The organism is Stenotrophomonas sp. RG-453, from assembly GCF_033843685.1.
In the GTDB taxonomy this organism is placed as follows: Bacteria; Pseudomonadota; Gammaproteobacteria; order Xanthomonadales; family Xanthomonadaceae; genus Stenotrophomonas; species Stenotrophomonas bentonitica_A.
The window spans coordinates 1-25289 of the sequence record NZ_JAMYED010000011.1 but is presented as its reverse complement, the minus strand read 5'-3'; the positions used below and the strand labels follow the sequence as shown (position 1 = coordinate 25289).

At 68.3% G+C, this 25289-nt stretch carries 21 protein-coding genes; 7 read left to right on the top strand and 14 right to left on the bottom strand.

The window, feature by feature from the left end; all coding sequences use genetic code 11:
* Positions 1-127: 127 nt before the first annotated feature.
* The 4 genes from NJD74_RS18490 to radC form a co-directional block, all read right to left on the bottom strand.
* A complete protein-coding gene (locus tag NJD74_RS18490; protein ID WP_102788887.1) occupies positions 128-484 on the bottom strand; it encodes a VOC family protein in 357 nt (118 codons plus the stop codon).
* Between the two features lie 114 nt (positions 485-598).
* A complete protein-coding gene (locus NJD74_RS18485; RefSeq protein ID WP_319624743.1) occupies positions 599-1462 on the bottom strand; it encodes an SPOR domain-containing protein in 864 nt (287 codons plus the stop codon).
* Positions 1463-1480: 18 nt separating this feature from the next.
* Entirely contained in the window at positions 1481-3169 is a 1689-nt protein-coding gene (gene argS, locus NJD74_RS18480; protein ID WP_319624742.1) for an arginine--tRNA ligase, read from the bottom strand.
* 101 nt (positions 3170-3270) lie between these two features.
* Positions 3271-3960 carry a DNA repair protein RadC gene (gene radC, locus NJD74_RS18475; protein WP_070426457.1) on the bottom strand — a complete coding sequence of 230 codons (690 nt, stop codon included), beginning with the start codon at positions 3958-3960 and terminating at the stop codon, positions 3271-3273.
* Between the two features lie 195 nt (positions 3961-4155).
* On the opposite strand from radC, the gene coaBC reads away from it, so the two are divergent.
* The 3 genes from coaBC to NJD74_RS18460 are packed head-to-tail and all read left to right on the top strand — an operon-like array spanning position 4156 to position 8240.
* Positions 4156-5415, top strand: a complete 1260-nt coding sequence (coaBC, locus tag NJD74_RS18470; protein ID WP_102789682.1) for a bifunctional phosphopantothenoylcysteine decarboxylase/phosphopantothenate--cysteine ligase CoaBC — start codon at positions 4156-4158, stop codon at positions 5413-5415.
* Positions 5412-5885 (top strand): dUTP diphosphatase, encoded by a 474-nt coding sequence (gene dut / locus NJD74_RS18465; protein ID WP_046272982.1) that lies wholly within the window; start codon positions 5412-5414, stop codon positions 5883-5885. The genes coaBC and dut overlap by 4 nt, the downstream gene beginning before the upstream one ends.
* A gap of 12 nt (positions 5886-5897) precedes the next feature.
* Positions 5898-8240: a phosphomannomutase/phosphoglucomutase gene (locus tag NJD74_RS18460; RefSeq protein WP_319624741.1), complete on the top strand. Its 2343-nt coding sequence runs from the start codon at positions 5898-5900 to the stop codon at positions 8238-8240.
* Positions 8241-8415: 175 nt separating this feature from the next.
* Here the strand turns inward: NJD74_RS18460 and NJD74_RS18455 are convergent, their stop codons facing one another.
* The 8 genes from NJD74_RS18455 to pyrE form a co-directional block, all read right to left on the bottom strand.
* Positions 8416-9135, bottom strand: a complete 720-nt coding sequence (locus tag NJD74_RS18455; protein ID WP_019183966.1) for a response regulator transcription factor — start codon at positions 9133-9135, stop codon at positions 8416-8418.
* Positions 9116-11776 carry a sensor histidine kinase KdpD gene (locus tag NJD74_RS18450; RefSeq protein ID WP_319624740.1) on the bottom strand — a complete coding sequence of 887 codons (2661 nt, stop codon included), beginning with the start codon at positions 11774-11776 and terminating at the stop codon, positions 9116-9118. The genes NJD74_RS18455 and NJD74_RS18450 overlap by 20 nt, the downstream gene beginning before the upstream one ends.
* Positions 11777-11813: 37 nt before the next feature.
* On the bottom strand, positions 11814-12458 hold the full coding sequence (gene kdpC / locus NJD74_RS18445) for a potassium-transporting ATPase subunit KdpC (protein ID WP_102789679.1): 645 nt from the start codon (positions 12456-12458) through the stop codon (positions 11814-11816).
* A complete protein-coding gene (gene kdpB, locus NJD74_RS18440) occupies positions 12455-14506 on the bottom strand; it encodes a potassium-transporting ATPase subunit KdpB (RefSeq protein ID WP_319624739.1) in 2052 nt (683 codons plus the stop codon). The genes kdpC and kdpB overlap by 4 nt, the downstream gene beginning before the upstream one ends.
* Positions 14507-14517: 11 nt before the next feature.
* Positions 14518-16236, bottom strand: a complete 1719-nt coding sequence (gene kdpA, locus NJD74_RS18435; protein WP_019183962.1) for a potassium-transporting ATPase subunit KdpA — start codon at positions 16234-16236, stop codon at positions 14518-14520.
* A gap of 12 nt (positions 16237-16248) precedes the next feature.
* Positions 16249-16341 (bottom strand): potassium-transporting ATPase subunit F, encoded by a 93-nt coding sequence (locus tag NJD74_RS18430; RefSeq protein ID WP_019183961.1) that lies wholly within the window; start codon positions 16339-16341, stop codon positions 16249-16251.
* Between the two features lie 593 nt (positions 16342-16934).
* Complete coding sequence (locus NJD74_RS18425; protein WP_319624738.1) at positions 16935-17597, bottom strand: hypothetical protein; 663 nt, start codon at positions 17595-17597, stop codon at positions 16935-16937.
* Between the two features lie 18 nt (positions 17598-17615).
* Positions 17616-18275, bottom strand: a complete 660-nt coding sequence (gene pyrE, locus NJD74_RS18420; protein ID WP_046272987.1) for an orotate phosphoribosyltransferase — start codon at positions 18273-18275, stop codon at positions 17616-17618.
* Between the two features lie 207 nt (positions 18276-18482).
* Here pyrE and NJD74_RS18415 point away from each other — a divergent pair, with 207 nt between their 5' ends.
* The 3 genes from NJD74_RS18415 (at position 18483) to NJD74_RS18405 (ending at position 20884) form a co-directional block, all read left to right on the top strand.
* Positions 18483-19283, top strand: coding sequence for an exodeoxyribonuclease III (locus tag NJD74_RS18415; protein WP_019183958.1), 801 nt, complete (start codon positions 18483-18485; stop codon positions 19281-19283).
* On the top strand, positions 19280-20575 hold the full coding sequence (locus NJD74_RS18410; RefSeq protein WP_019183957.1) for an MFS transporter: 1296 nt from the start codon (positions 19280-19282) through the stop codon (positions 20573-20575). Before NJD74_RS18415 ends, NJD74_RS18410 begins: the two co-directional genes overlap by 4 nt.
* A gap of 81 nt (positions 20576-20656) precedes the next feature.
* Entirely contained in the window at positions 20657-20884 is a 228-nt protein-coding gene (locus NJD74_RS18405) for a hypothetical protein (RefSeq protein ID WP_019183956.1), read from the top strand.
* A 66-nt stretch (positions 20885-20950) separates the two neighbouring features.
* On the opposite strand, the gene NJD74_RS18400 is transcribed toward NJD74_RS18405, so the two are convergent.
* Both NJD74_RS18400 and NJD74_RS18395 read right to left on the bottom strand, forming a co-directional pair.
* Positions 20951-22078 (bottom strand): anhydro-N-acetylmuramic acid kinase, encoded by a 1128-nt coding sequence (locus tag NJD74_RS18400; protein ID WP_319624737.1) that lies wholly within the window; start codon positions 22076-22078, stop codon positions 20951-20953.
* A 66-nt stretch (positions 22079-22144) separates the two neighbouring features.
* Positions 22145-23608, bottom strand: coding sequence for a peptidoglycan DD-metalloendopeptidase family protein (locus tag NJD74_RS18395; RefSeq protein WP_046272990.1), 1464 nt, complete (start codon positions 23606-23608; stop codon positions 22145-22147).
* 168 nt (positions 23609-23776) lie between these two features.
* On the opposite strand from NJD74_RS18395, the gene tyrS reads away from it, so the two are divergent.
* Positions 23777-24988 carry a tyrosine--tRNA ligase gene (gene tyrS, locus NJD74_RS18390; protein WP_319624736.1) on the top strand — a complete coding sequence of 404 codons (1212 nt, stop codon included), beginning with the start codon at positions 23777-23779 and terminating at the stop codon, positions 24986-24988.
* Positions 24989-25289: the final 301 nt, after the last annotated feature.

Here is a 25289-nt window from a genome sequence, read left to right as displayed (position 1 = left end):
CACACACCCGAAACAGGTAGAGCCGACCGTTGGTCGGCTGCCCTTGGCACATACCCACCGCTGACGGCAGCCGACCAACGGTCGGCTCTACCTGCATCCTGGCAGCCGACCAACGGTCGGCTCTACCTCAGGCGGCCGTCCACACCGCCAACTCATACCCATCCGGATCGCGGAAATGAAACCGCCGCCCACCCGGAAAATCGAACGCCGCCTGGCAGATGTCCGCGCCGGCCGCTTCCACCCGCTGCTGCGTGGCTACCAGGTCATCGGCATACAGAATCACCAACGGCCCACCGGCGCGCACCGGCGCGTCGGTGGTGAACCCACCGCGCAGGCGGCCATCGTAGAACTCGGTATAGCCCGGGCCGTAATCGGTGAACGACCAGCCGAACACGCTGCCGTAGAACGCCTTGCTGCGCGCGATGTCAGCCACGTTGAATTCAATGTTGTCGATCCGGCGATCGTTGCCGTGTGCGGTGCTCATGGAGGCGTCTCGTTGAAAGGTAGCCCCGTAGAGCCGACCGTTGGTCGGCTGCCCTGGGCGGTAAAAAAAACGCCAGGCAATACCCGGCGTTCCTGTAATTGTCGCGGCGCGCGGCTACTGCGCCTTGATCGCCATCGCCTGAAGCCCCGTCCCATCCAGCTTCTGCTTCGCCTCGGCCAGCTCCCCGGCGCTGCCATACGGCCCCATGCGCACGCGGTATACCGTCTTGCCGTTGATCTGCGCCGATTCCACCCGCGCGGCCAGGCCGATCATGGCCAGCTTGGCCTTGGTCGCTTCGGCGTCGCCAGACGCGCCGAACGCACCGGCCTGCAGGATGTAGCGCACGTTGCTGGCTGCCGGCTCAGCCGCCCCGGCAGCAGGCGTCGCCGCCGCCGGCGTCGGTGCAGCCGGAGCCGCCGCCGCGGTCTGCGCCGGCGGCGTCGCCGGAGCCGTGGTCGCCGCCGGGCGCTCCGCCACCGGAGCCGGCAGCGGGGCGGTGCTCACCGCCGCAGGCGAAGTGGTCGCGGCGGTGCTGGTCGGCGCCGGTGCGGGCGGCAACGGGCGGCCTTCCAGCGCGGCCTGCGCGCGCTGCGCTTCGGCCTTGGCACGGCGCTGGTCTTCGGCGCGTGCGCTTGCGGCCAGCTCCGCATCGGACATTTCCACTTCCTTGCCGGGCAGCAGGGTGTAGAAGTCGTACTGCGTCGCCGCCGGCTTGGCCGGCTCGGCAGGCTTGGCGGCACCCGGCTTGGGCAGCTCGGTGCCGACGTCGGTGTCGGCATCGCTCACCGGGGCCGGCTGGGCGTTCGGGTCCGGCTGCGGGCCGACCCGCAGGAAACCGTCACCGTCGTTCTTGAACAGGTTGGGTGCCGCCAGGAACACCACGGCCGCAATCGCCACACCCGCGACCAGCCACACCCATCCCGGGGTGCCCTGGTTGCTGTTGCGCCGTGCCTGGCTCTTGCCGCGTCGTGCTGCCATTTACTGCTTCTCCACTGCTTACATTTTTTCCGGGGCGGATACGCCCAGGATGTTCAGACCATTGGCCAGGACCTGGCGCGCGGCGCAGGCCAGCGTCAGCTTGGCGTTGCGTTCGCTTTCGTCGGCCACCAGTACCTGCGTGCCGTGATACCACGTGTGGAAGGCATGCGCCAATTCACGCAGGTACTGCGCGATCAGGTGCGGTTCCAGCGCCAGGCCGGCCGCCTCGACGACTTCCGGGAAGCGCGACATTTCCACCATCAACCACAGCGAGGCCTCATCGCCCAGCGAGGACAGCCCGGCCAGCCCTTCGGCCGGCGTGTAGCCCAGGCCCTTCTCCTGCGCCTGGCGCAGCAGGCTGCAGACGCGGGCATGCGCGTACTGCACGTAGAACACCGGGTTGTCGTTGCTCTGCTGGCGGGCCAGATCGATATCGAAGGTCAGCTGCGAATCGGGCTTGCGCGCGATCAGGAACCAGCGGGTCGCATCGCGGCCGGCTTCTTCGATCAGGTCGCGCAGGGTCAGGTAGCTGCCGGCACGCTTGGAAAGCTTCACTTCCTCGCCGCCGCGCATCACCGTCACCATCTGGTGCAGCACGTATTCCGGCCAGCCCTTCGGGATGCCGACGTCCAGCGCCTGCAGGCCGGCGCGCACGCGCGCCAGCGAACCGTGGTGGTCCGCGCCCAGCTCGGTGATCGCGCGCTCGTAGCCGCGCTGCCACTTGCTCAGGTGGTAGGCCACGTCGGGCAGGAAGTAGGTGTAGGTGCCGTCGGACTTGCGCATCACGCGGTCCTTGTCGTCACCGAAGTCGGTCGAGCGCAGCCACAGCGCGCCGCCTTCCTCATAGGTATGGCCGGCCGCATTGAGCTGGGCGACGGTCTCTTCGACCTTGCCGTCCTTGTACAGCGAGCTTTCCAGGAAGTAGATGTCGAAATCCACGCCGAACGCGGCCAAGTCCTGGTTCTGCTCGTTGCGCAGGTAGGCCACGGCGAAGCGACGGATCGCATCGAGGTTGTCCGGGTCGCGCTCGCCGACCACCGAATGGCCTTCCAGCTCTACGGTGGCGCCGGCCAGGTAAGCCTTGGCCACATCCTCGATGTAATCGCCGCGGTAGCCCGCTTCCGGCCAGCCGGCGTCGTCGGGCTTGAGGCCCTTCGCGCGTGCCTGGGTGGACAGCGCCAGGTTCTCGATCTGCACGCCGGCGTCGTTGTAATAGAACTCGCGCTTGGCGTTCCAGCCGTTCACTTCCAGCAGGCGCGCCAGGCAGTCACCGATCGCCGCCGCGCGGCCGTGGCCGACATGCAGCGGACCGGTCGGGTTGGCCGACACGTATTCCACGCCCACGGTGCGGCCGTTGCCGCTCAGGTTGTGGCCGTAATCGGCGCCTTCCTTGAGAACACTGGCCGCTTCGCGCTGGTAGGCGCTCGGGGCAAGGTGGAAATTGATGAAGCCTGGGCCGGCGATCTCGACGCGGGCCACGTCATCGCTCTTGGGCAGCGCATCAAGCAGCGCCTGGGCCAGGGCGCGCGGACTGCTGCGCGCCGGCTTGGCCAGCAGCATCGCGGCGTTGGTGGCGAAATCGCCGTGCTCACGGGTCTTCGGGCGTTCGACCACGAATTCCGGGGTCAGGGTATCGGCCGGCAGAGTGCCGTTGGCGCGCAAGGCTTCGATGCCTTGGCTGATCAGGGCGCGGAGGAGATTTTTCACAAGGCCTGCTTTGGGACTGGAGCGGCGGAATCGGCAATTTTAGCCCAGAAGCCACCCCGATCCATTGAACCGGGGCCGAGCGGCGGCGTTTCCCGCCCGGATCAGGCCGCTGCGATGCCCATCCAGCCGCGCGCGGCCATCGATACCGGGGCCCCGTCGCCGATCACGACGTGGTCGAGCAGGCGGATGTCCACCAGGGCCAAGGCCTGCTGCAGCAGCGTGGTGATCCGGCGGTCTTCCAGCGAGGGTTCGGCACTGCCGGAAGGGTGGTTGTGGCTGACGATCACCGCCGCCGCGTTGTGCAGCAGGGCGCGCCGGACCACCTCGCGCGGGTAGACCGCCGCCGCGTCCACCGTGCCGCTGAACAGCTCCTCGCAGGCCAGCGTGCGGTGCTGGTTGTCCAGGAACAGCGCGGCGAACACCTCGTTGGGACGCGACCGCAGCCGCTGCTTGAAGTAGCGCCCGGCGGCGGCGGGGTCGCGCAGGCTGTCGCCCCGGGCCAGCTCGGCGGCCAGATGCCGGTGCGCCAGTTCCAGCCCGGCCACCAGCTTGCAGCTGCGGGCCGGGCCCAGGCCGGGCAGGGCGGCCAGCGCGGTGGCCGGCAGATCAAGCAGGTTGCGCAGGGGGCCGTGGGACTGCAGCAGGTCGCGCGCGGTCTCCACCGCATCGCGCCCGCGCAGCCCCGAGCCCAGGAAGATCGCCAGCAGCTCGGCATCGGACAGGGCGCCGGCGCCCTGGGCAAGCAGCTTTTCGCGGGGACGCTCGGCACTGGGCCAGTCTCGGATCGACATGCCCTCAGTCTCCACTCCCTGCCGGCCCCGCCACCATCGGTGAACCGGGCGCCATCGTGTCGGTAAATGCAGGAAATCGTGCCCAGTCCGGTGGTTGCTTATGACGAAAACCTGCCTCCTTATGCCGCTGGCGCATCAGGCGGCCTACAGACCATCGGGTAAGCTAATCGCCTCGGTTCGACAGGAACACCCAAGGTGGCTGACTCCCCCCAGGCTTCTCCGGCGGCCGCGCGCCCGTTGGAAGGCCAGAAGCTGTTGTTGTGCGTTGGTGGCGGGATCGCTGCCTACAAGTCGCTGGAACTGGTGCGCCGCCTGCGCGATGCCGGGGCCCAGGTGCAGGTCGCGATGACCGCCGGGGCCCAGCAGTTCGTCACCCCGCTCAGTTTCCAGGCACTGTCCGGCCAGCCGACCCGCACCACCCTGTGGGACAGCGCGGCCGAGCAGGCCATGGGCCACATCGAGCTGGCGCGTTGGGCCGACCGCATCGTGGTCGCGCCCGCGACCGCCGATCTGCTCGCGCGGCTGGCCAATGGCCACGCCAATGACCTGGTCACCACCTTGTGCCTGGCCACCACCGCGCCGCTGACCGTGTGCCCGGCGATGAACCATCGCATGTGGCTGCACCCGGCCACCCAGGCCAACATCGGCCTGCTGCGCGAGCGCGGTGCCCAGGTGATCGGGCCGGAAGACGGCCCGCTGGCCGAAGGCGAATCCGGCCCCGGCCGGCTCACCGAACCGCACGCGATCGTGGCCGCGCTGGCCACGCTGCAGGCACCGGCCCTGGCCGAGCCGCCGGCCGCCAGTGAACTGAAGGGCCTGCGCGTGCTGATCAGCGCCGGTCCCACCTATGAAGACATCGACCCGGTGCGTTACGTCGGCAACCGCAGCAGCGGCAAGATGGGCTATGCCCTGGCCGCCGCCGCCGCCCGCCTCGGCGCGCAGGTGGTGCTGGTCAGTGGCCCGGTCCAGCTGGCCACGCCCGCGGGCGTGCAGCGTGTCGATGTGCGCTCGGCCGCACAGATGCGCGAAGCGGTGCTCGCTGCACTGCCGGCCGACATCTATATCGGTGCGGCCGCCGTCTCCGATTACACCCCACGCCAGGTCGCCCCGCAGAAACTCAAGAAGACCGCCGGCACCCAGAGCCTGACCCTGGAGCTGGTGCGCACCCCGGACATCCTGGCCGAGGTCGCCGCGCAGACCAACGCGCTCAAGCTGGTGGTCGGCTTCGCCGCCGAAACCCACGACGTGGAGAAGTACGCGCGCGGCAAGCTGGTGGACAAGCGCCTGGATCTGGTGATCGCCAACCAGGTCGGGATCAGCACCGGCGGTTTCGAAAGCGATGAAAACGCGGCCACGGCCTACTGGCAGGGCGGCGAACAGGTGTTCCCCGGCACCTCCAAGGCCGTGCTGGCCGAACAACTGTTGTCCCTGATTGCCCAGAGGTTGCACGCATGACCATCGATTCCTCCCTCCAGCCCCTGCAGGTCAAGCTGCTGGACCCGCGTTTCGGCGACGAATGGCCGCTGCCGGCCTATGCCACCGAACACAGCGCCGGGCTGGACCTGCGCGCGGCGCTGGAAACCGAGCTCACCCTGCAGCCGGGCGATACGGCGCTGATTCCCAGCGGTATCGCGATCCATATCGCCGATCCGAACCTGGCCGCGGTAGTGTTGCCGCGCTCGGGCCTGGGCCATCGCCACGGCATCGTGCTGGGCAACGGCACCGGCCTGATCGATGCTGATTACCAGGGCCCGCTGCTGATCAGCGCCTGGAACCGGGGGCGCGAGCCGTTCACCCTGCAGCCCGGCGATCGCATCGCCCAGCTGGTGGTGCTGCCCATTGCACGCGTGGCGCTTCAGGTAGTGGATACTTTCACCGACAGCGCCAGGGGAACGGGTGGATTCGGCCATACCGGGGTGCGCTGACAGGGGAGCGTCATGAGCAAGGCGAAGGCGGAAGGACGGCCGCGGTTGACCACAGGGCGCTCGGTGCCGCTGTTGGCCGTGCTGCTGGTGCTGTTGGCGGTCTGGTTCGGGTGGAGCGGTGTGCGCCAATGGCGCCAGGCCGCCGTCGGCGCCGAGCTTGAACAGTCGCGTGACCGCGTGGTCGAGGGGCTGCAGACGGCGGTGACGGGTCAGCTGGGCAGGTTCGGCAAGGTGCTCAAGACCGGGCCCGTTGCCAGTGCACTGGCCAGCGGCAACGCACAGGGGGCGGCCGTGGCCATCCGCGAAGGCTGGCCGGGCGTGGAAGACGTCCAGGTCCTGACCGCCGATCTCGATGCGGCCTACGCCGATCCGAAGGCCTTCGGTTACTCGCGCCTGGCGCTGCTCGAAGCCGCCATCGCAGATGACAAGCCGGTGGCCCGCGTCGTCCGCGATGCCGGTGGGCAGCGCCTCGGCCTGGCGGCCGCCGTCGATCTGGGCCCGCAGGGTGCCGCGGTCGTTTACGTGCGCCAGCCATTGCTGCGTTTGACCGGCGTGTTCGATCAGGTTGCCGTGCCCGCCGACGGTTACCTCGCACTGCGCCAGGGCAACCACAACGTAGTCGAACAGGGCAGCCGCGCGCTGTCCGGCGGCGCTGAAGCGTTGGCGCGCCCGATCGGCACCAGTGGGCTGCGCCTGTCTGCGGCGGTGCCGGACATCGAACCGGGCCCGTTGGGACTGGGGGCGATCTCCAGTGCGATCGTGGCGCTGTTGCTGCTGCTGATCGCGGTGCTGCTGGTGCTCGGCAAAGGCAAAGTGCCCTTGCCGCGCCGCCGCGGTGCGGATGACGGTGCCGCCGACGCCGGCCCGACCCTGAGCGAAAGCCTCGCCCAGGCACCGCTTGCGGTGGAGGCCGTCGACACCAGCGACGAGGCAGCACCGCCGCCGCCGTCCGTGCCGGGCGAATCCGTTGCCCCCGATATCTTCCGCGCTTACGACATCCGCGGCGTGGTCGGCCGCGAGCTGACCCCCAAGGTCGCCGCCCTGATCGGGCAGGCGATCGGTTCGGTCCTGCAGGTGCAGGGCCTGCGCGACATCGTGGTGGGTCGCGATGGCCGCCTGTCCGGCCCCGAACTCACCGCCGGTCTGATCGAGGGCCTGCGCCGCGCCGGCTGCAACGTCACCGACATCGGCCTCGCACCGACCCCGGTGGTGTACTTCGCCAGCTACCACCTGCGCGCCGGCAGCTGCGTGGCGGTGACCGGCAGCCACAACCCGCCAGACTACAACGGCTTCAAGATCGTGGTCGGCGGCGAGACGCTGTCCGGCGATGCGATCACCGAGTTGTACCACCGCATCCGCGATGGGCAGCTGCACGTGGCATCAGAACCGGGCAGCTTCCAGACCCGCGAGGTCAATGCCGATTACATCCAGCGCATTGCCGATGACGTGCAGCTGGACCGCCCGCTCAAGGTGGTGGCCGATGCGGGCAACGGTGTTGCCGGCGAGCTGGCCCAGCCGCTGCTGGAGGCGATTGGCGCCGAGGTCATTCCGCTGTACTGCGATGTGGACGGCAGCTTCCCGAACCACCATCCGGACCCGAGCGATCCGCACAACCTGGAAGACCTGATCCAGACCGTGAAGCGCTTCGACGCGGATATCGGCCTGGCCTTCGATGGCGATGGCGACCGGCTTGGCGTGGTCACCCGCGAAGGAAAGATCATCTATGCCGATCGGCTGTTGATGCTGTTCGCGGCCGACGTGCTGATGCGCAACCCGGGCGCGCTGGTGATCTACGACGTGAAGTGCACCGGCAAGCTCTCCGACTACGTGCTGCGCAACGGTGGCAGCCCGCTGATGTGGAAGACCGGCCACTCGCTGATGAAGGCCAAGATGCGCGAGACCGACGCCGAGCTGGCGGGCGAGATGAGCGGCCACTTCTTCTTCAAGGAACGCTGGTTCGGCTTCGACGACGGTCTGTACGCCGCCGCGCGCCTGCTGGAGATCCTGGCCCAGCGCGATGAGACGCCGTCGGAGGTGCTCGACGAGCTGCCCGACAGCGTCTCCACCCCGGAGTTGAAGGTGCCGGTCGATGCGGGTACCCCGCACGCGCTGGTGTCCTTGTTCGTCTCCTCGGTGCAGGTGGAGGACTCGCCGTTCGCGGGCGCGCGCCTGTCCACCATCGATGGCCTGCGTGCCGATTTCCCCGATGGCTGGGGCCTGGTGCGCGCATCCAATACGACGCCGGTGCTGGTGCTGCGTTTCGAAGCCGACGACGAGGCGGCACTGGAGCGCATCAAGGCACTGTTCCGCGCGCAGCTGCAACCGCTGCTGCCGGGTGTTGAACTGGGCTTCTGATCTGTGGGTACCGACCGTGGCGATCAGCGGTAGTGCCGGCCGCTGGCCGGCGCTTCGCATTCCTTGAACGTGACGTGGAGCCGGCCAGCGGCCGGCACTACCGTGCATCTGCGCCACGCGCATGTACATCCATGCCATGCCCATGTAGATCCACGCCATGCGTGGATGCCGTCGATCACCCCTTGAAGCGCAGCCCCACGCCCGGCTCGGTGAACAGATAGCGCGAATCCAGCGCCGAATCGCCCAACTTGTGGCGCAGCTTGCCGACCAGGATCCGCAGGTAGTGGGTGTCGTGCTGGTGGGTCGGTCCCCAGATCTCCTGCAGGATCTGCGGCTGGGTCACCACCCGCCCGGCGTTGCGCAGCAGCAGCGACAACAGTGCGTACTCCTTGCGGGTCAACGCCACCGGCGCGCCGTCCAGGTGCACTTCGCGCCGGACCAGATCGATATGCAGGTGGCCATCATCGAACTGCGGCAGCACGCCTTCGCTGGAGACCGTGCGCGAGCGCAGCAGTGCCCGCACACGCGCCATCAGCTCCTGCGTACCGAACGGCTTGGTCACGTAGTCGTTCGCACCGGCATCCAGCGCCCGCACCTTCTCGGTCTCGCTGGCGCGCACGGTCAACATGATCACCGGCACCTGGCTCCACTGGCGCAGCTCGCCAAGTACCTCATGGCCTTCCATGTCGGGCAGGCCGATATCCAGGATCACCAGATCCGCCCCTTCGCCGACCAGTGCTTCCAGCCCGGCCTGGCCGGTCGCGGCCTGGGACACGCGGTAGCCCTGCGCGCGCAGGCTGATCTCCAGGAAGCGCCGGATCTGCGCTTCATCGTCGATCACCAGCACGCGCGCCGGGGGCACGCCGTGGGAAGCCTCAGGAATCGTCGTTGTCATCGGCGGGGTGGGGATGCAGCAAGGGCAGGGTGATGCGGATCAGGGTACCGCGTCCGTCGCGGCCCGGCAGCGCCTGTACGCTGCCGCCATGCGCGCCGATCATGCCCTGGCAGATGGTCAGGCCCAGCCCGGTGCCATGCCGGCCACGGTCGCCGCGTTCCACGCTGTAGAACATGTCGAAGATGCGCGCGCGCTCCTCGTCCGGGATGCCCGGTCCGGCATCGAGCACGTCGATGCGCAATTCGCCCTCGACCAACCGTGCCTGCACCTCTACCGCCGCGCCGGGCGGGGAGAACTTGGCGGCGTTTTCCATCACATTGAACACGGCCTGTTCGACGAGCGCCGGATGCACCCAGATCGGCGCCAGCTCAGCGGGTATGTCCAGCTTCAACAGCGCATCCGGCTGATAGCGCTGCAGGCGGCGCGCGGCCGAGCCGACCAGCTCGTCCACGCCGATCCAGTCGCGGTTGATCTGCAGCCCGTCATGGCCCAGCCGGGTCATGTCCAGCAGGTTCTGGATGTAGCGGTCCAGGCGCTCGCCTTCCACCAGGATGGTGTCCAGCAGGGCGCGCCGGTCGCTGGCGTCCATCGCATCGGCATAGCTGGAGAGGCTGTCGGCCGAGCCGATCATCGCTGCCAGCGGCGAGCGCAGGTCATGCGACACAGACGACAGCAGCGCCGAACGCAGCCGCTCGGTCTCGTTGCTCACATGCGCCTTTTCCAGGTCAGCCACCAGCTGGGTGCGCAGCGCGGCCTGCGCGATGTCGTCCACCATCGCTTCGGCCAGCTGCCGTTGTTCCGGTGTCAGCCGCGGTGCCTCGCGCGGGAAGCGCATGCCGGCCACGCCGATCGCGCGGTCGTCGCCGTCCAGCAGCGGCAGGAACCACCAGCCAGCACCGGCCAGGGTATCGGTGAAGCGTCCGCTGGGTTGGCCATGCCGGTGCGCCCAGTCGGCCGCGGCCAGATCGGTGTCGCCCGGTGCGGCGCTGCCGCTGGCACTGGTGTACTGCCCGATGCGCAGCCACGCCGGGGCGTCCATCGCCTGTTCCAGTGCCTCGCGGCCGGCCTGCGCGACCTGCTCGTTGCTCGCCGCACTGGCCAGTTGCCGGCCCAGTGCCTGGCGCGCATGCGCGTGCCGGTTGGCCGCGCGCAACGCGACCACCTGCATGCGCAGGCGCGAGGCCAACCGCCCTGCCACCAAGGCAGCGGCCAGGAACAGGAAGACCGTGATCACGCCCTGGCGCGCACTGATCGCGAAGGTGAAGCGCGGCGCGATGAAGAAGAAGTTGTAGGCCAGGAAACACAGCGCGGCGGCGATCACCGCCGCACTGGTGCGGCTGCGCGCGGCAACCATCACCACCGCCACGATGAACACCATCGACAGGTCGTACAGCCCGATCCAGCGATCGGCGACCAGCGCCACCAGGCACGCCGCCGCCGTGGCGCCGAGCGCCAGCAGCGCGTCCTTGCCGGCGCTGCGGCTGGGAATGGACAGCCCCGACCGGCGCGCCCGCGCCCGTGCCTGCGGCGTGCCGATGATCGTGATCTCGAAATGTGCGCCACGACGGATCAGCTGCTGGGTCAGCGTGCGGTTGAGCATGCGCGCCAGCGGCCGCTCGCGCGTGCGGCCCAGCACCAGCGTGGAGACCCCGTTGTGTGCGGCATGATCGAGCAGCGCATCGGCGATGCTGGAGCCATGCAGCAGTTCGGCCTCACCCCCGAGGCGGCGGGCGAGGGCGAAGGCGGCATCGATCTCGCGCCGGGTCTGCTCGTCGTGCGCGCGCGCCTGCACCGTCACCACCGTCCACGGCGCATCGCGCCGCTCGGCGATGCGCCGGCCGACCCGCACCAGGTACTCGCTCTGGCCGCCGCCATCGATCGCCACCAGCACGCGGCGGCGCAGCGGCAGGTTGCCTTCGCCGCGCGCGGCACGGGTCTCGCGCAGGCTGCTGTCCACGCGGTCGGCGGCTTCCTGCATCGCCAATTCGCGCAGTGCGGTCAGGTTGGCCGGCGAGAAAAATGCCTGCAGCGCCTGCGCCGCCTGCTCCGGCACATAGACCTTGCCCTGCTGCAGGCGCTCGATCAGTTCGCGCGGCGGCAGGTCCACCAGCACGATGTCGTGCAGGCGGTCGAGTACCGCATCCGGCACGGTCTCGCTGACGCGCACCCCGGTGATGCGCATGACCACGTCGTTGAGGCTTTCCAGGTGCTGGATGTTGACCGTGGTCCACACGTCGATGCCGGCATCGAGCAGTTCCATCACATCCTGCCAGCGCCGTTCATGGCGACTGCCGGGCACATTGCGATGCGCCAGTTCGTCGACCAGCACCAGGGCCGGGCGACGCGCCAGCACCGCGTCCAGGTCCATTTCTTCCAGCGCGTGCTGCTGGTACTCGCGTTGCAGCAGCGGTACCTGCGTCAGGCCCGCCAGCAGCGCCGAGGTCTCGGCGCGGCCGTGGGTTTCCACCAGCCCGATCACCACGTCCACGCCGCGGCGCAGCTGCTCATGCGCGCGGGTCAGCATGCTGAAGGTCTTGCCTACCCCCGGGGCCGCGCCCAGGAACACAGTGAGCTTGCCGCCGGCTTCGCGCTGCAGGGTGTCGACCAGGGCATCGGCCTGGCGGGTACGGGAGTCGCTCATGGGCGGGGATTGTGCGCCGCTTCGCGCGATCCCGGCATCACGGTCGGGCCTTGAGATCCTCCAGCGCCAGGTTCAACGTCATCACGTTGACCCGGGACTGGCCGAACACGCCCCATTGCGGGCCCAGCGTGTTGGCCTGCACCAACGCGGCGACGCGCTCGGCCGGCAGGCCACGGCTGCGTGCCACGCGGGCCACCTGCACCTGCGCGGCGGCCGGGGAGATCTCCGGGTCCATGCCGGCGCCGGACTGGGTTACCAGATCGCCGGGCACCTGCGCGGCAGGCACGCCTTCGCGTGCGGCCACCGCCGTGATCGCCGCCTGCACCCGTTCCTGCAGCGCCGGGTTGCTGCGCGCCATGTTGCTGCCGGCCGCGGCCATCGGGTCATAGTTGGCCGCCGAGGGCCGCGCCTGGAAGTAGCCATCGCCGACGAACGGCTGGGCGATAAGCTGCGAGGCACGCACCTGCCCGTCGCGGATCAGCAGGCTGCCATCGGCCTGCGCCGGGAACAGCAGCCGGCTCACGCTGGTCGTGGCCACTGCATAGGCCAGGCCGAGCAGCAACAGGCTGCTCACGCCGAGCACGAGGGCCGGGCGCCAGGCGCTGTCCTGCTGCAGGTGGAGGGAGGCGGCCGCGCGACTGCGCGCCGGACGGGGGACGGACGTAGCAAGCGAGCGGTTCATGCGCCGAATACCGAGACAAGGAAGAGGTCGATCAACTTGATGGCCGCAAACGGCAGCAGCACGCCGCCCAGGCCATACACCAGCATGTTCCGGCGCAGCAGCGCGGTGGCCGTGGCCGGGCGGAAGCGCACCCCGCGCAAGGCCAGCGGGATCAGCGCCGGGATCACCAACGCATTGAAGATAAGCGCCGCCAGCACCGCATTGCGCGGGCTGGACAAGTGCATCACGTTCAGCGCCGCCATCGCCGGCAGGGTTGAGGCGAACAGCGCCGGCAGGATCGCGAAATACTTGGAGACATCGTTGGCCAGCGAGAACGTGGTAAGCGCACCGCGGGTGATCAGCTGCTGCTTGCCCACTTCCACCACCGCCAGCAGCTTGGCCGGGTCCGAATCCAGATCGACCATGTTGCCGGCTTCCTTGGCGGCCTGCGTTCCGGAGTTCATCGCCAGCCCGATGTCGGCCTGGGCCAGCGCCGGGGCGTCGTTGGTGCCGTCGCCGACCATCGCCACCAGCCGCCCACCGGCCTGCTCGGCGCGGATGCGGGCCAGCTTGTCTTCGGGGCGGGCCTCGGCGATGTAGTCGTCCACACCGGCTTCGGCGGCGATCGCCGCAGCGGTCAGCGGGTTGTCGCCGGTGATCATCACCGTGCGGATGCCCATCGCGCGCAGCTGCGCGAACTTCTCGCGCATGCCGTGCTTGACCACGTCCGACAGCTCGATCACGCCCAGCACATGGCGGCCTTCGCACACCACCAGCGGGGTGGCACCGTTGCGCGCCACCTGCTCCACGCGGCCCGGCAGCTCCGACGGCACGGTCCCGCCCAGCTCACGCACATACGCGGTGATCGCATCGGAAGCGCCCTTGCGGATGCGGCGGCCGCCGTCCAGATCCACACCGGACATGCGGGTCTGCGCAGAGAACGCAAGATAGTCCGCCCGGTCCGGCTCGGCGGTGGTGCAGCCCTGCTCACGCGCGAGACGCACGACCGATTTGCCTTCCGGCGTCGGGTCGGCCAGCGAGGACAGCAGCGCTGCTTCGCGCAGCTGCGTGGCATCAATCCCCGCCAGTGCATGGAAGTGCGTGGCCTGGCGGTCGCCATGGGTGATCGTGCCGGTCTTGTCGAGCAGCAGCACGTCCACGTCGCCGGCCACTTCCACCGCCTTGCCGGACTTGGCCAGCACGTTGGCGGCCAGCGCCCGGTTCATGCCGGCGATACCGATGGCCGGCAGCAAGCCGCCGATGGTGGTCGGAATCAAGCACACCAGCAGCGCGATCAACAGCAGCGGATCGACCTGCACACCAACGAACGCACCGATCGCCGGCAGCGTCGCCACCACCACCAGGAAGGTCAGCGTCATCGCCGCCAGCAGCAGGGTCAGGGCGACCTCGTTCGGGGTCTTCTGGCGGTTCGCGCCTTCCACCAGGGCGATCATCCGGTCCAGGAAGCTGTGGCCCGGCTCGGCGGTGATGCGCACGATGATCTGGTCGGAGAGCACCTTGGTGCCGCCGATCACGCCGCTGCGGTCGGTACCCGCTTCGCGCAGCACGGGGGCCGATTCGCCGGTCACCGCCGCTTCGTTGATGGTGGCCAGGCCCTGCACGATCTCGCCATCGGCCGGGATCAGTTCCCCGGCACTGACGATCACATGATCGCCCGGGCGCAGTTCGGCCGCCGGGACCTGGGTTTCGCTGGCCCCGGCATGCGCGGCCGCCAACCGGCGCGCGCTGAGGTCCTGCCGGGCGCGTCGCAGCGAGGCGGCCTGGCCCCGGCCGCGCGCTTCGGCCACCGCCTCGGCGAAGTTGCCGAACAGCACGGTCAGCAGCAGGATCGCGGTGACCGCCAGGCCGAAGCCCAGCGGCGCATTGCCGCTCAGCGTCACCAGTGCGCTGACCACCGTGCCGACCATCACCACGGCCATGACCGGGCTGTGCAGCAGGTGCCGCGGCGAGAGCTTGATGACGGCGTCGCGCAGGGCTCGGCGCCAGCCGGCGCCGTCGAGCAGGCGCTGGCGGCGATGGGAAGAAACGTTCAACGGATACGTACTCATGGAAGGCGGTCTCAGTGCAGCGTCAGCGACAGGTGGTCGGCCACCGGGCCAAGGACCAGCGCCGGCATGAACTGCAATACGGTGAGGATGACGATCAGCGCGATCAGGGTCAGCGCGAAGGTCGGGGTTTCAATCTGCAGCGTGCCGGCCGATTCCGGCGCCCGCCGCTTGGCCGCCAGCTGCGCGGCCACGATCAACGGGATCACCAGCACGGGGTAGCGGCCCAGCAGCAGCACCAGGGTGCAGCTCAGGTTCCACCACACCGTGGCATCACCGAGGCCCTCAAAGCCCGAGCCGTTGTTGGCGAACGCCGAGGTGTACTCGTAGAACACCTGGCTGATGCCGTGGAAGCCGGGGTTGGAGGTGCCGGTGATCGACGGGATCGCCAGGGTCAGCGCGGTGAAGCCCAGGATGGTGATCGGCTGCAACAGCACCAGCAGCGCAAGCAGGCGCACCTGCGGCGTTTCCAGCTTGCGGCCGAACAGTTCCGGGGTGCGGCCGGTCATCAGCCCGGCCAGGAACACGCCCAGCAGCAGGTACACGATGAACTGCTGCAGCCCACAGCCGATGCCACCCCAGATCGCATTGACCAGCATGTTGACCATCGGCACGGCGCCGGCCAGCGGGCTGAGCGAGTCATGCATGCCGTTGACCGAACCGTTGGATACCTGGGTGGTGATCGCGGCCCACAAGCCCGTGCCATCGGCACCGAAGCGCACTTCCTTGCCCTCCATCAGCAGCGGGCTGGCCGCAGTGGCCGAGTGGCCTTCCAGCCACACCGTGGCGGCGATCGACACACTGGACATCGCCAGCATGCAGCCGAACACCAGCCCGGCCAGGCGCTTGCGCCCGGTGAACGCGCCGAGCATGAAGATCACCGCGATCGGGATCAGCAGGATGCCGATCAGTTCCAGCGCATTGGACAGCGGGGTCGGGTTCTCCAGCGGCATCGCGCTGTTGGGGCCGTACCAGCCACCGCCGTTGGTGCCCAGCTGTTTGGCCGCGACCATCGCCGCGACCGGCCCGAGCGGCAGCTTCTGCGTGTCCATGCCGGCCGAGGCGTCGATCGGCGTGGCCTGCGGACCGCCGGCGAGGGTGGCGGGCACGCCCTGGCTGGTCAGCAGCAGCGCCCACAGCAGGCACAGCGGCAGCATGAAGCGCACGCTCGAGCGCACCACATCGGCGTAGTAATTGCCCACATCGACGCGGCGGTCCGCACTCAGCAGCGCAGCCTGGTCGGCCGGCACATCCTCGGGGCGCGCGCCGAACAGCGCACGCAACGTGGCCACCACCAGCGCCAGGCCCATCATCGGCGTCACCACCTGCAGCCCGGTGATCGCGGTCATCTGCGAGAAATACGACAGCTGCGCCTGCCCGGAATAGTGCTGCTGGTTGGTGTTGGTCAGGAACGACACCATCGTATGCAGCGCGGTATCCCAGCGCATGTTGGGGATCTGGTCCGGATTGAACGGCAGCCAGGCCTGGGTCATGAAGACGGCCTGCACCAGCACCGCGATCACCACGTTGCTGAGCAGGAAGGCGCCCACGTAGCCACGCCAGGACATGCCGCGCGCCGGGTTCACTCCCAGCAGCCGGTAAAGGGGTTTTTCAACCAGCCCGAACAGCGCATCGCCACGCATTGGGCCACCGCGCATCACCCGGGCCAGGTACAGCCCAAGCGGAAAGGCCAGCACGATGCTGGCCAGCAGGATCAACAGGATCTCGGTCATGGTCGGCTCCGGTCAGAAGGTTTCGGGCCGAAGCACGACGTACAGCAGATAGGCGGCGGCAACGAGCACCAGCACGCCGCACAGCAGGGAAAGCCAGGCAGACATGGTCGTGGCCTCAAACGCGGGAAAGGGAGCGCACGGTGCGCGGGGCACCGGCAGGAAAGACAGACAGATACGGGCTCATGGGACGTCCAGGTGGAACCACTCCACGTCAGGCGCCCATGGTCTGCCTGCACGGCATAAACGCTCCACGGCCGAAACCGGCGCCCCGCGTAAAAAGTGCATAAAAAGGTGCTTCCCTGCCGCGATCGTTACGCCCCGCAGCGACCGGCAGGCCCCTCGGCAAATGTCCCCCGGCCGCCGCCTGACGGCGACAGCCTCCTCCTTGATTTTGCCCAGGAGCCTACCCACCGCGACGGGGCTCGCATGTGGTGCGCGTGCCGCAACCCAGGGCTTTCAGCGGGGCGCCAGTGGTCTGGATACGCGGGGTGCTATGCCCTTGTGGGCGAAATCAAGGAGGAGGGGACGGCCGCAGGCCGGCACCGGGGGCGTCGCCGACAAGGGCATCGCGCCCCAGCGCCCGACCCATCGACCGCCGCGCTTGAGAATGTCCAGAACGCTTCCCACTTGCCGCGAGGACTAAAACAAGAAGGCGACCCAAAGGCCGCCTTCGTTTCAACGCAATCGCACATCCACCCTTACCCGCGCGGGTCGCTCCCCATACCCTTCAACAACCGATAGCGCTGCAGCGTGCTCTCGATCTCCACGTCCAGCGCCCTGCGCTGCTGCTCGAACGAGGCCTGCATGCGCCGCTGCGTCACCAGCTCGGCATGCCGCTGGCGGATGCGCTCGGCCTGCTTGTCCGGCACCGGCTGCCCATCCAGCTCGCGGTTGCCCGCACTGGCCAGCAGGGTGACCAGCGCATCACGCACGCTGGCCACGTTGTAGCTGGCGGTATGGATGTTGTTGTCCAGGATGCCGCTGCGCTCGGCGAACACCCGGCGCAGGTCGTCCTCGCTCTCGTACGTGGCCAGCATCGCCTGCTCGGTACGCTGGCGGGTCTGCTCGGCGGCCAGGTCCAGGCGCTGCTGCGCGGCCTGCGCCGCAGCATCGGCGCGTTCCTCGTCAGTCAACGCGCGCTGCACTTCCCCACTGCGCATGCCGCTGCGCAGGTTGAATTCCTCGCGCGCACTGTTCACCGCCTCCTGGGGCAGGGCATCACTGCAGATCCGCTCGCTGCCCTTGTTCCAGCAGTACAGCTTCTTCGGCGCTGCGTCGGCCGCGCGCTTCTGCGCCTGGGCAGGCAACAGCGGCACGGCCAGCAACAGGCCGACAACGGTGAACGTGGCAAACCTGGACATGGTGAAAGCCCCCTGCTCTCAACGCGTAGGACGGCTGCCGTAGCGGGAACGATAGTCCTCCAGCGGCTGCCGGTAGCCCACAAGTTCCGGATTTCCGGAGGCAAAATCAAGCAGGTCGGCCAGCGTGGCCACGGCGACCACCGGAATGCCGGCTTCTTCGGCCACGGCCTGCGCGGCCGAACGGCGGTCGGTTTCCGAGGCGATCTCCTGGCGGTCCAGGGCCACCACGATGCCGGCCGGGGTGCCACCGGCGCCCTTGATGATCGCCAGTGCTTCGCGGATCGCAGTGCCGGCGGTGATCACGTCATCGACGATCAGCACGCGCTTGCCATTCATGTCCGCGCCGATCAGGTTGCCGCCTTCGCCGTGGTCCTTGGCTTCCTTGCGGTTGAACGACAGCGGCAGGTCGCGGCCGCGCTGGGCGAATTCACAGGCGGTCGCGGTGGCCAGCGGGATGCCCTTGTAGGCCGGGCCGAACACGACGTCGAACTTCAGCCCGGTCGCTTCCACGGCATCGGCGTAGCAGGCCGCCAGCTGAGACATGCGCGCGCCGGAATCGAACCGGCCGGCGTTGAAGAAATAGGGGCTCAGACGGCCGGACTTCAGGGTGAACTGGCCGAAACGCAGGGCATCGGCGGTCAGGGCCAGTTGCAGGAAACGGTGGCGATGGTCGCTCATCAAGACTCGATTCAATTCATTTGGAGCGCAAATCCTAATGCATGCCCGCACTTTTCCGCTCGTCGAGCCATGCGGCCCGGTGTCGCACGGGCTGGCGAGACGGCTTCGCCAGATGGCCGCGGGCGGTAATGCCGTCCGTTTCCAGCCAGCCCCTGCAAGGGCCGAAACGGTATGCTCTTGGGGGTATCGTTCCAGACCCGGGTCAGCATGCGCATCATCAGTTTCAACGCCAACGGCATCCGTTCCGCCGCCACCAAGGGCTTTCTCGAGTGGTTCCGCGCCCAGGACGCCGACGTCCTGTGCATCCAGGAAACCAAGGCCCAGGAAGACCAGCTGACCGACCCGATGTTCCGCCCGGACGGGCACCACTGCTTCTACCGCGACGCCATCACCAAGAAGGGCTACAGCGGCGTGGCGATCTACAGCAAGCGCGAGCCGGACCAGGTGATCACCTCACTGGGCTGGGCCCCGTTCGACGATGAAGGCCGCTACATCGAAGCCCGCTACGGCAACCTCAGCGTGGTCTCCTTCTATATCCCCTCGGGCAGCTCGGGCGATCTGCGCCAGGGCTTCAAGTACGAAGTGATGGAGTGGCTGCGCCCGATCCTGGCCGGCTGGCTGGCCAGTGGCCGCGACTACGTGCTGTGCGGCGACTGGAACATCGTGCGTTCCGCGCTGGACATCAAGAACTGGAAATCCAACCAGAAGAACTCCGGCTGCCTGCCGCCCGAACGCGACTGGCTCAACGGCCAGTGCGTGGATGCCGACCAGGCACTGGACATCGCCGCCGGCCAGGGCTGGACCGATGCCTACCGCCTGCTGCACCCGCAGGGCGAGGACTACACCTGGTGGAGCAACCGCGGCCAGGCGCGCGCCAACAATGTCGGCTGGCGCATCGATTACCAGTTCGTCAGCCCGGGCCTGCGTGACCGGTTGCGCAGCTGCTCGGTCTATCGCGATGAACGCTTCTCCGACCATGCGCCGTTCACGGTGGACTACGCCCCATGACCGAAGCGGTCGAGCCGGTGTCCTACAAGGGCTGGGCCGGGATCAAGCGCGCCTTCGGTACGCCCTCGGCGCTGACGATGGCCTTCCTGGGCTTCGGCAGCGGCCTGCCGTTCCTGCTGATCGCCTCGCAGACGCTGTCCACCCGCCTGCGGGATGTCGGCCTGGACCTGGGCAGCATCGGGCTGATCAGCCTGGCCAGCTTCTTCTATCTGATGAAGTTCGTCTGGGCCCCGCTGATCGACCGCTACGCGTTCCCGCTGATCGGCTTCCTGGGCCGGCGCCGCTCGTGGCTGCTGGCCTCGCAGATCGGCGTCACCGGCGGGTTGTTCGCGCTGGCCTTCGTCCGGCCCGAACTCGGCGTCACCCCGCTGGTGCTGTGGGTGCTCGTGGCTTCGTTCGCCGGTGCGACCCAGGATTCGGTGGTGGACGCCTACCGCATCGAGATCGCACCGGAGAGTGCCCAGGCGGCGCTTGCCGCGACCTATACGCTGGGCTATCGGATCGGCCTGATCCTGGCCGGCGCGGGCGCGCTGTACCTGGCCCAGTTCGAGAGCTGGATCGTGGCCTACCTGGCCATGGCTGCGTTGATGATCCTGCCGATCATCACCACGCTGCTGTGCCGCGAGCCAGAGCAGCCCGAGGTGCGCATCCAGCGCCGGATCGATTTCTTCGGCGCGTTCTGGCAGCCGATCGCCAGCTTCTTCAGCACCAATGGCGTGGTGCTGGCGCTGGTGCTGCTGGCCTTCGTCGGGCTCTACAAATTCCCGGACCAGGTGATCGGGGTGATGGCCGGTCCGTTCTATCTGGATTCGGGCTTCACCAAGGCCGACATCGCGACCGTCTCCAAGCTGTTCGGCGTGTGGATGGGCATCGGCGGTGCATTCCTCGGCGGCATCGCGGTGGCCGCGTTCGGCTTCCGCCGCATGTTGCTGGTTGCCGCGCTGGGCGTGGCGCTGTCCAACCTGGCGTTCCTGCTGATGGCGCACAATCCGGGCCAACTGTGGGCGTTCTATGCGGCGCTGAGCGCGGACAACCTGTTCCAAGGCTTCGCCGGCACGGTGCTGGTCGCCTTCATGTCCTCGCTGACCGACCGCAACTTCACCGCCACCCAGTACGCGCTGCTGGTCTCGCTGGCCAACCTGCCGGGCAAGTTCGTCGGCGGCGTCTCCGGTTACATCGTGGAGGCGAGCTCGTACAGCACCTTCTTCATCCTCAGCGCCACCACGGTCATCCCGACCCTGCTGCTGCTGATCTGGCTGTGGCCACGGATCCGGGACCGCAGCTCGGCCTGAGTGGTTTGCGTGCCGGCAGAGCCTGATGGATCATGCCGGCACAGTCGCCGCGGGGATGGCGGCGCGCCAACGGGGAGAACGATGGCTGATCTACTGCTGCGGGATATGGACCCGCTGTTGCTGGAACGTATCCGCCGCATCGCAGTGGCGCGTGGCTGGTCCCGCGAGGACACCTGCGTGGCATTGCTGGAACAAGGCCTGTTCGCCAGCGAACTGGAGGTCCGCAGCGGCTTCCACGATCCCGAAGTCGATGCGCTCGCCGATGCCATCGCGGCACTGCAGGCGCTGCCGGACGCGCAGGGGCTGTAACGGCGGCACGCGCCGAGCCGCGCATCGGCGATCATTGCCGCACGCAGCGCCCGCCGCCGTGGCGCCTCAGGCCGGGTGGATCGCCCCGAGAATCCGCGGTCCGCGCGCGCCACTCACGCTCGGCAGATTGCCCGGCAACCCGGCCAGGGTGCGCTGCGCCAACCACGCAAACCCCATCGCCTCCAGATAATCCGGATCCAGCCCGTGCACCGCGCTGGACTCGATCACCACGCCCGGCAGGCGTGCGCCCAGGCGCCGCAGCAGCTGCGGGTTGCGCACGCCGCCGCCGCAGACCAGCACCCGCTGCGCACCCGGCAGGTGCGCCAACAGCGCATCGGCCACCGTCGCGGCGGTCAGCTCCAGCAGGGTCGCCTGCACATCTGCGCCGGAGACCTGTCCCTCGCCCAGTTGCGCCTGCGCCCAGTCCAGGTGGAACTGCTCGCGCCCGGTGCTCTTGGGCGGCGGCAGCGCAAACCACGGATCGGCCAGCCACCGCGCCAGCAGCGCCGTATCGACCTGCCCGCTGGCCGCGAATGCCCCGTCGGCGTCGAACGGTTCGCCGCGGTGGCGCTGGCACCAGGCATCCATCAGCGCATTGGCCGGGCCGGTATCGAAGCCGCGCGGGGTGCCCTGGCGCGGGATCAAGGTGAGATTGCCGATGCCGCCCAGGTTGAGCACGGCGCGGTCTTCGTCGCTGTCACCCAGCATCGTCAGGTGGAACGCCGGCATCAGCGGCGCGCCATGGCCGCCGGCGGCCACATCGCGGCGGCGGAAATCGGCCACGGTGGTGATGCCGGTCAATTCGGCGATGCGGTTGGCGTCGCCGATCTGCATCGTGAAGGCAGGATCGGCCAGCGGCCGATGGCGTACGGTCTGCCCGTGCGAACCGATGGCGTGCACCTGGGTGCGGTCGATGCGCGCGCTGTCCAGCAGCCGGTTGGCAGCCGCGGCGAACGTGATCCCGACCTCGGCATCGAGCCGGCCCAGCGCGTCCAGCGAGGTGATCGTGCCGCCTTCGCCCAGGGCGATCAGTTCGGCGCGGATCGCCGGATCCCACGCGTGGGTCAGGCCATCCACAAAGCGGCAGCCGCCCTCGGTGGGGAACTGCACCAGCGCGGCATCGATGCCGTCGGCGCTGGTGCCGGACATCAGGCCCAGGTAGAGCGGGGTGGTGGGATCAACAGCAGAGGTCATGGCCAGGCGGTCCAACGGGTTGCATGCAGCTTCCGCGCAACCCGTTGCCGCCGTCAATCGATGCGATCAGCCGCGGTTGGATTTGACCGGCTTGCCGGCCTTCGCGGTGGCCGTATCGGCCGACGTGGCAGCCGGCGCCGGGCTGGCGTCGGCGTAGATCAGCTTCTCCATGCCCTGGATGCGCGCCAGTGCCGGCGCGGTCTGCGCACGGAAGGCGGCCAGCTCGGCACCCTGCAGCGGCTCCGGCGGCGGCATCGTCACCGACAGCGGGTTGCGGTGCACGCCGTTGACGCGGAATTCGTAATGCAGGTGCGGGCCGGTGGCCATGCCGGTCGAGCCGACGTAGCCGATCACGGTGCCCTGGGCCACGCGCTGGCCGGTCTTGATGCTGCCAAAGCGCGACATGTGCCCGTACAGCGTGGTGTGGCCACGGCCGTGGTCGAGGATCACCACGTTGCCGTAGCCGCGCTGCACGCCGGCGAACTGCACGCGGGCATCGCCGGCGGCCATGATCGGGGTGCCGGTGCGCGCGGCGTAGTCCACGCCCTTGTGCATGCGCATCTTGCCCAGCACCGGGTGCTTGCGCGCGCCGAAGCTCGAACTCAAGCGCGCGAACTGGATCGGCATGCGGATGAAGCTCTTCTTCAGGGGGCGGCCGCTGGCATCGAAGTATTCGGACTTGCCGTTGCGGTCGAAGCGGAAGCCGCTGTAGGTCTTGCCACCCGAGCTGAAGGTCGCCGCGAGGATCTTGCTCGTGTCCACCTTCTCGCCTTCGCGCCAGGTTTCGTCCATCACCACGCTGAAACGGTCGCCGGGCTGCAGGTCCTTGGAGAAGTCGATGTCGTACTTGAAGATCTCGTCGGTCATCGTCGCGATCGCCGAGGGCGACAGCCCGGCCTTGCGCGCGGCGGCGTACAGCGAACTGGTGATCTCGCCACTGGCGACCACCCGGCGGGTGGAGGTCTCGCGCTTGCTCACCGTCTCGGTGATCTTGTCGCCGGCCAGGGACAGCTCGACGCGGTTGTCGGCATCACGGTCGAAGCGGATCGTGCGCAACTCACCGGACAGCGGCAGGTCGAAGGCGATCTCCGCGCCGGGGCGCAGCTTGGTCAGCGACTCGCGCACACCGGGGTGCTCCAGCACCTGGTGCATCACCGTGGCCGGGATCCCGGCCTGGTCGAACAGATTGCTCAGGGTCTGGCCGCGCTGCACGCGCAGCACCTGCCAGCTGTCGCCGGGAGTCTGCTGCTGGCGTTCCAGCGACAGCGGCGGCAACGGCAGCGCCAGGGTCGAATGGCTGACCGAGTAGGGCGAGTCGATGGTGTGCGAGAAGCCCGGGACGATCGTGGCCACCAGGGCGCCGATGGTGGCGAACAGGCTGGCGTGCATCCAGTGGCGGCGGGTCCAGCGCTGGTTGAAGGCCGCGGGAAGATGCTGTTTGAGCTTCCGATGGAGGGCGGTGTCGTGGAGGACGTGGAGACGTTCCTTGAAGCGCTGCTTGCGCGCGCGGCCTTGATCGGAATTGAGCATCGTCGGTCTGTTCCTGGCTGGCCCGGGAGCGCGGGCCCAAACGTCGGTAACATAGACAGGTATAAATACCGCGTCAAACCCTTGTGCCTATTGGCTTTTGTGAAGCACCTGCGGTTAACTTGTACTTAACGTCATTCATATAAATAAGGCATTGCCGGGAGTTGTCACGTGTCCTCGATTGAAGAAGCCATTGCCCTGATCGGGCGAGGCGCCGATGAGATCCTCAAATCCGACGAACTGCGCCAGCGTCTGGAAAGCGGCCGTCCGCTGCGGGTCAAGGCCGGCTTCGACCCCACCGCCCCGGACCTGCACCTGGGCCACACCGTGCTGCTGAACAAGCTGCGCCAGTTCCAGGACCTTGGCCACCAGGTGATCTTCCTGATCGGCGACTTCACCGGGATGATCGGCGACCCGTCCGGCAAGAACGTCACCCGCAAGCCGCTCACCAAGGAAGATGTGCTCGCCAACGCGCGTACCTATGAGGACCAGGTCTTCAAGGTACTGGACCGCGAAAAGACCGAAGTGCGCTTCAACTCGGAGTGGTTCGGCAAGATGGCCGCCGCCGACATGATCCGCCTGGCCGGCCAGCACACCGTGGCGCGCATGCTCGAGCGCGACGACTTCGCCAAGCGCTATGCCGCCCAGCAGTCCATCGCGCTGCATGAGTTCCTGTACCCGCTGGTGCAGGGCTACGACTCGGTCGCACTGGAAGCGGACGTCGAACTGGGCGGTACCGACCAGAAGTTCAACCTGCTGATGGGCCGTGGCCTGCAGGAGCACTACGGGCAGAAGCCGCAGATCGTGCTGACCATGCCCCTGCTGGAAGGCCTGGACGGCGTGGCCAAGATGTCCAAGTCGCTCAACAACTATATTGGTATCAGCGAGCCGGCCATCGACATCGTCACCAAGACCATGAAGATCGGCGACGACCTGATGTGGCGCTGGATCGAGCTGCTCTCCTTTGATATCGGCCAGGCCGAGGCCAAGGCGCTGCGCGGGCAGGTCGAGGCGGGCGGGTTGAACCCGCGCGAGGTGAAGCTGCGCCTGGCGCGTGAGCTGACCACCCGCTTCCATGACGCCGCCGCGGCCGAGCAGGCCATCGCCGGCTGGAATGCCGCCGTGACCGGGCAGGGCGATGTGACCCTGCTGCCGCTCCAGGAAGTGACCATTCCGGCCGAAGGCCTGCGGATTGGTGCGCTGCTGACCGCTGCCGGGCTCACCCCGAGCAACTCCGAAGCGTCCCGCAAGCTCAAAGAGCGTGCGGTGAAGGTGGACGGCGAGGTGGTGGAGGACGCCCAGCAGGTGTTCGCGCCCGGTTTTGAAGGCCTGCTGCAGGTCGGCAAGCGCACCTTCGCACGCGTCCTGCTGGTCGCGGCCTAGGTGGCACAAGGGGTCCGGGCGATCCGGCCCCCTTCCAGCATGAATGGGAGGGAGGCGACGTGAAAAAATGTCGCTTACCCCCTTCACAAACGATGCGGATAGGGACATACTTTCCCTCCCCCGACGCAGGGGCCACCGCAAGGCGGCAACCGCGAAGGAACAGGACTTCAACTTCTTCGAAAGAAGGTGTTGACGGAAACGAAAAGCCTGACATAATAGGCGGCTCGCTTCGACGAAAAGACCTTCGGGTCGCACGACGAAGCAGCATCGGCAACAACGTTTCACTTCGGTGAAACGGCCT

What these genes read in the sequence shown, in the direction of transcription:
- NJD74_RS18490 (WP_102788887.1), bottom strand. Translation starts at nt 484, where the DNA reads ATGAGCACCGCACACGGCAACGATCGCCGGATCGACAACATTGAATTC.
- NJD74_RS18485 (WP_319624743.1), bottom strand. Translation starts at nt 1,462, where the DNA reads ATGGCAGCACGACGCGGCAAGAGCCAGGCACGGCGCAACAGCAACCAG.
- radC (WP_070426457.1), bottom strand. Translation starts at nt 3,960, where the DNA reads ATGTCGATCCGAGACTGGCCCAGTGCCGAGCGTCCCCGCGAAAAGCTG.
- dut (WP_046272982.1), top strand. Translation starts at nt 5,412, where the DNA reads ATGACCATCGATTCCTCCCTCCAGCCCCTGCAGGTCAAGCTGCTGGAC.
- NJD74_RS18460 (WP_319624741.1), top strand. Translation starts at nt 5,898, where the DNA reads ATGAGCAAGGCGAAGGCGGAAGGACGGCCGCGGTTGACCACAGGGCGC.
- NJD74_RS18455 (WP_019183966.1), bottom strand. Translation starts at nt 9,135, where the DNA reads ATGACAACGACGATTCCTGAGGCTTCCCACGGCGTGCCCCCGGCGCGC.
- NJD74_RS18450 (WP_319624740.1), bottom strand. Translation starts at nt 11,776, where the DNA reads ATGAGCGACTCCCGTACCCGCCAGGCCGATGCCCTGGTCGACACCCTG.
- kdpC (WP_102789679.1), bottom strand. Translation starts at nt 12,458, where the DNA reads ATGAACCGCTCGCTTGCTACGTCCGTCCCCCGTCCGGCGCGCAGTCGC.
- kdpB (WP_319624739.1), bottom strand. Translation starts at nt 14,506, where the DNA reads ATGAGTACGTATCCGTTGAACGTTTCTTCCCATCGCCGCCAGCGCCTG.
- kdpA (WP_019183962.1), bottom strand. Translation starts at nt 16,236, where the DNA reads ATGACCGAGATCCTGTTGATCCTGCTGGCCAGCATCGTGCTGGCCTTT.
- NJD74_RS18430 (WP_019183961.1), bottom strand. Translation starts at nt 16,341, where the DNA reads ATGTCTGCCTGGCTTTCCCTGCTGTGCGGCGTGCTGGTGCTCGTTGCC.
- NJD74_RS18425 (WP_319624738.1), bottom strand. Translation starts at nt 17,597, where the DNA reads ATGTCCAGGTTTGCCACGTTCACCGTTGTCGGCCTGTTGCTGGCCGTG.
- pyrE (WP_046272987.1), bottom strand. Translation starts at nt 18,275, where the DNA reads ATGAGCGACCATCGCCACCGTTTCCTGCAACTGGCCCTGACCGCCGAT.
- NJD74_RS18415 (WP_019183958.1), top strand. Translation starts at nt 18,483, where the DNA reads ATGCGCATCATCAGTTTCAACGCCAACGGCATCCGTTCCGCCGCCACC.
- NJD74_RS18410 (WP_019183957.1), top strand. Translation starts at nt 19,280, where the DNA reads ATGACCGAAGCGGTCGAGCCGGTGTCCTACAAGGGCTGGGCCGGGATC.
- NJD74_RS18405 (WP_019183956.1), top strand. Translation starts at nt 20,657, where the DNA reads ATGGCTGATCTACTGCTGCGGGATATGGACCCGCTGTTGCTGGAACGT.
- NJD74_RS18400 (WP_319624737.1), bottom strand. Translation starts at nt 22,078, where the DNA reads ATGACCTCTGCTGTTGATCCCACCACCCCGCTCTACCTGGGCCTGATG.
- NJD74_RS18395 (WP_046272990.1), bottom strand. Translation starts at nt 23,608, where the DNA reads ATGCTCAATTCCGATCAAGGCCGCGCGCGCAAGCAGCGCTTCAAGGAA.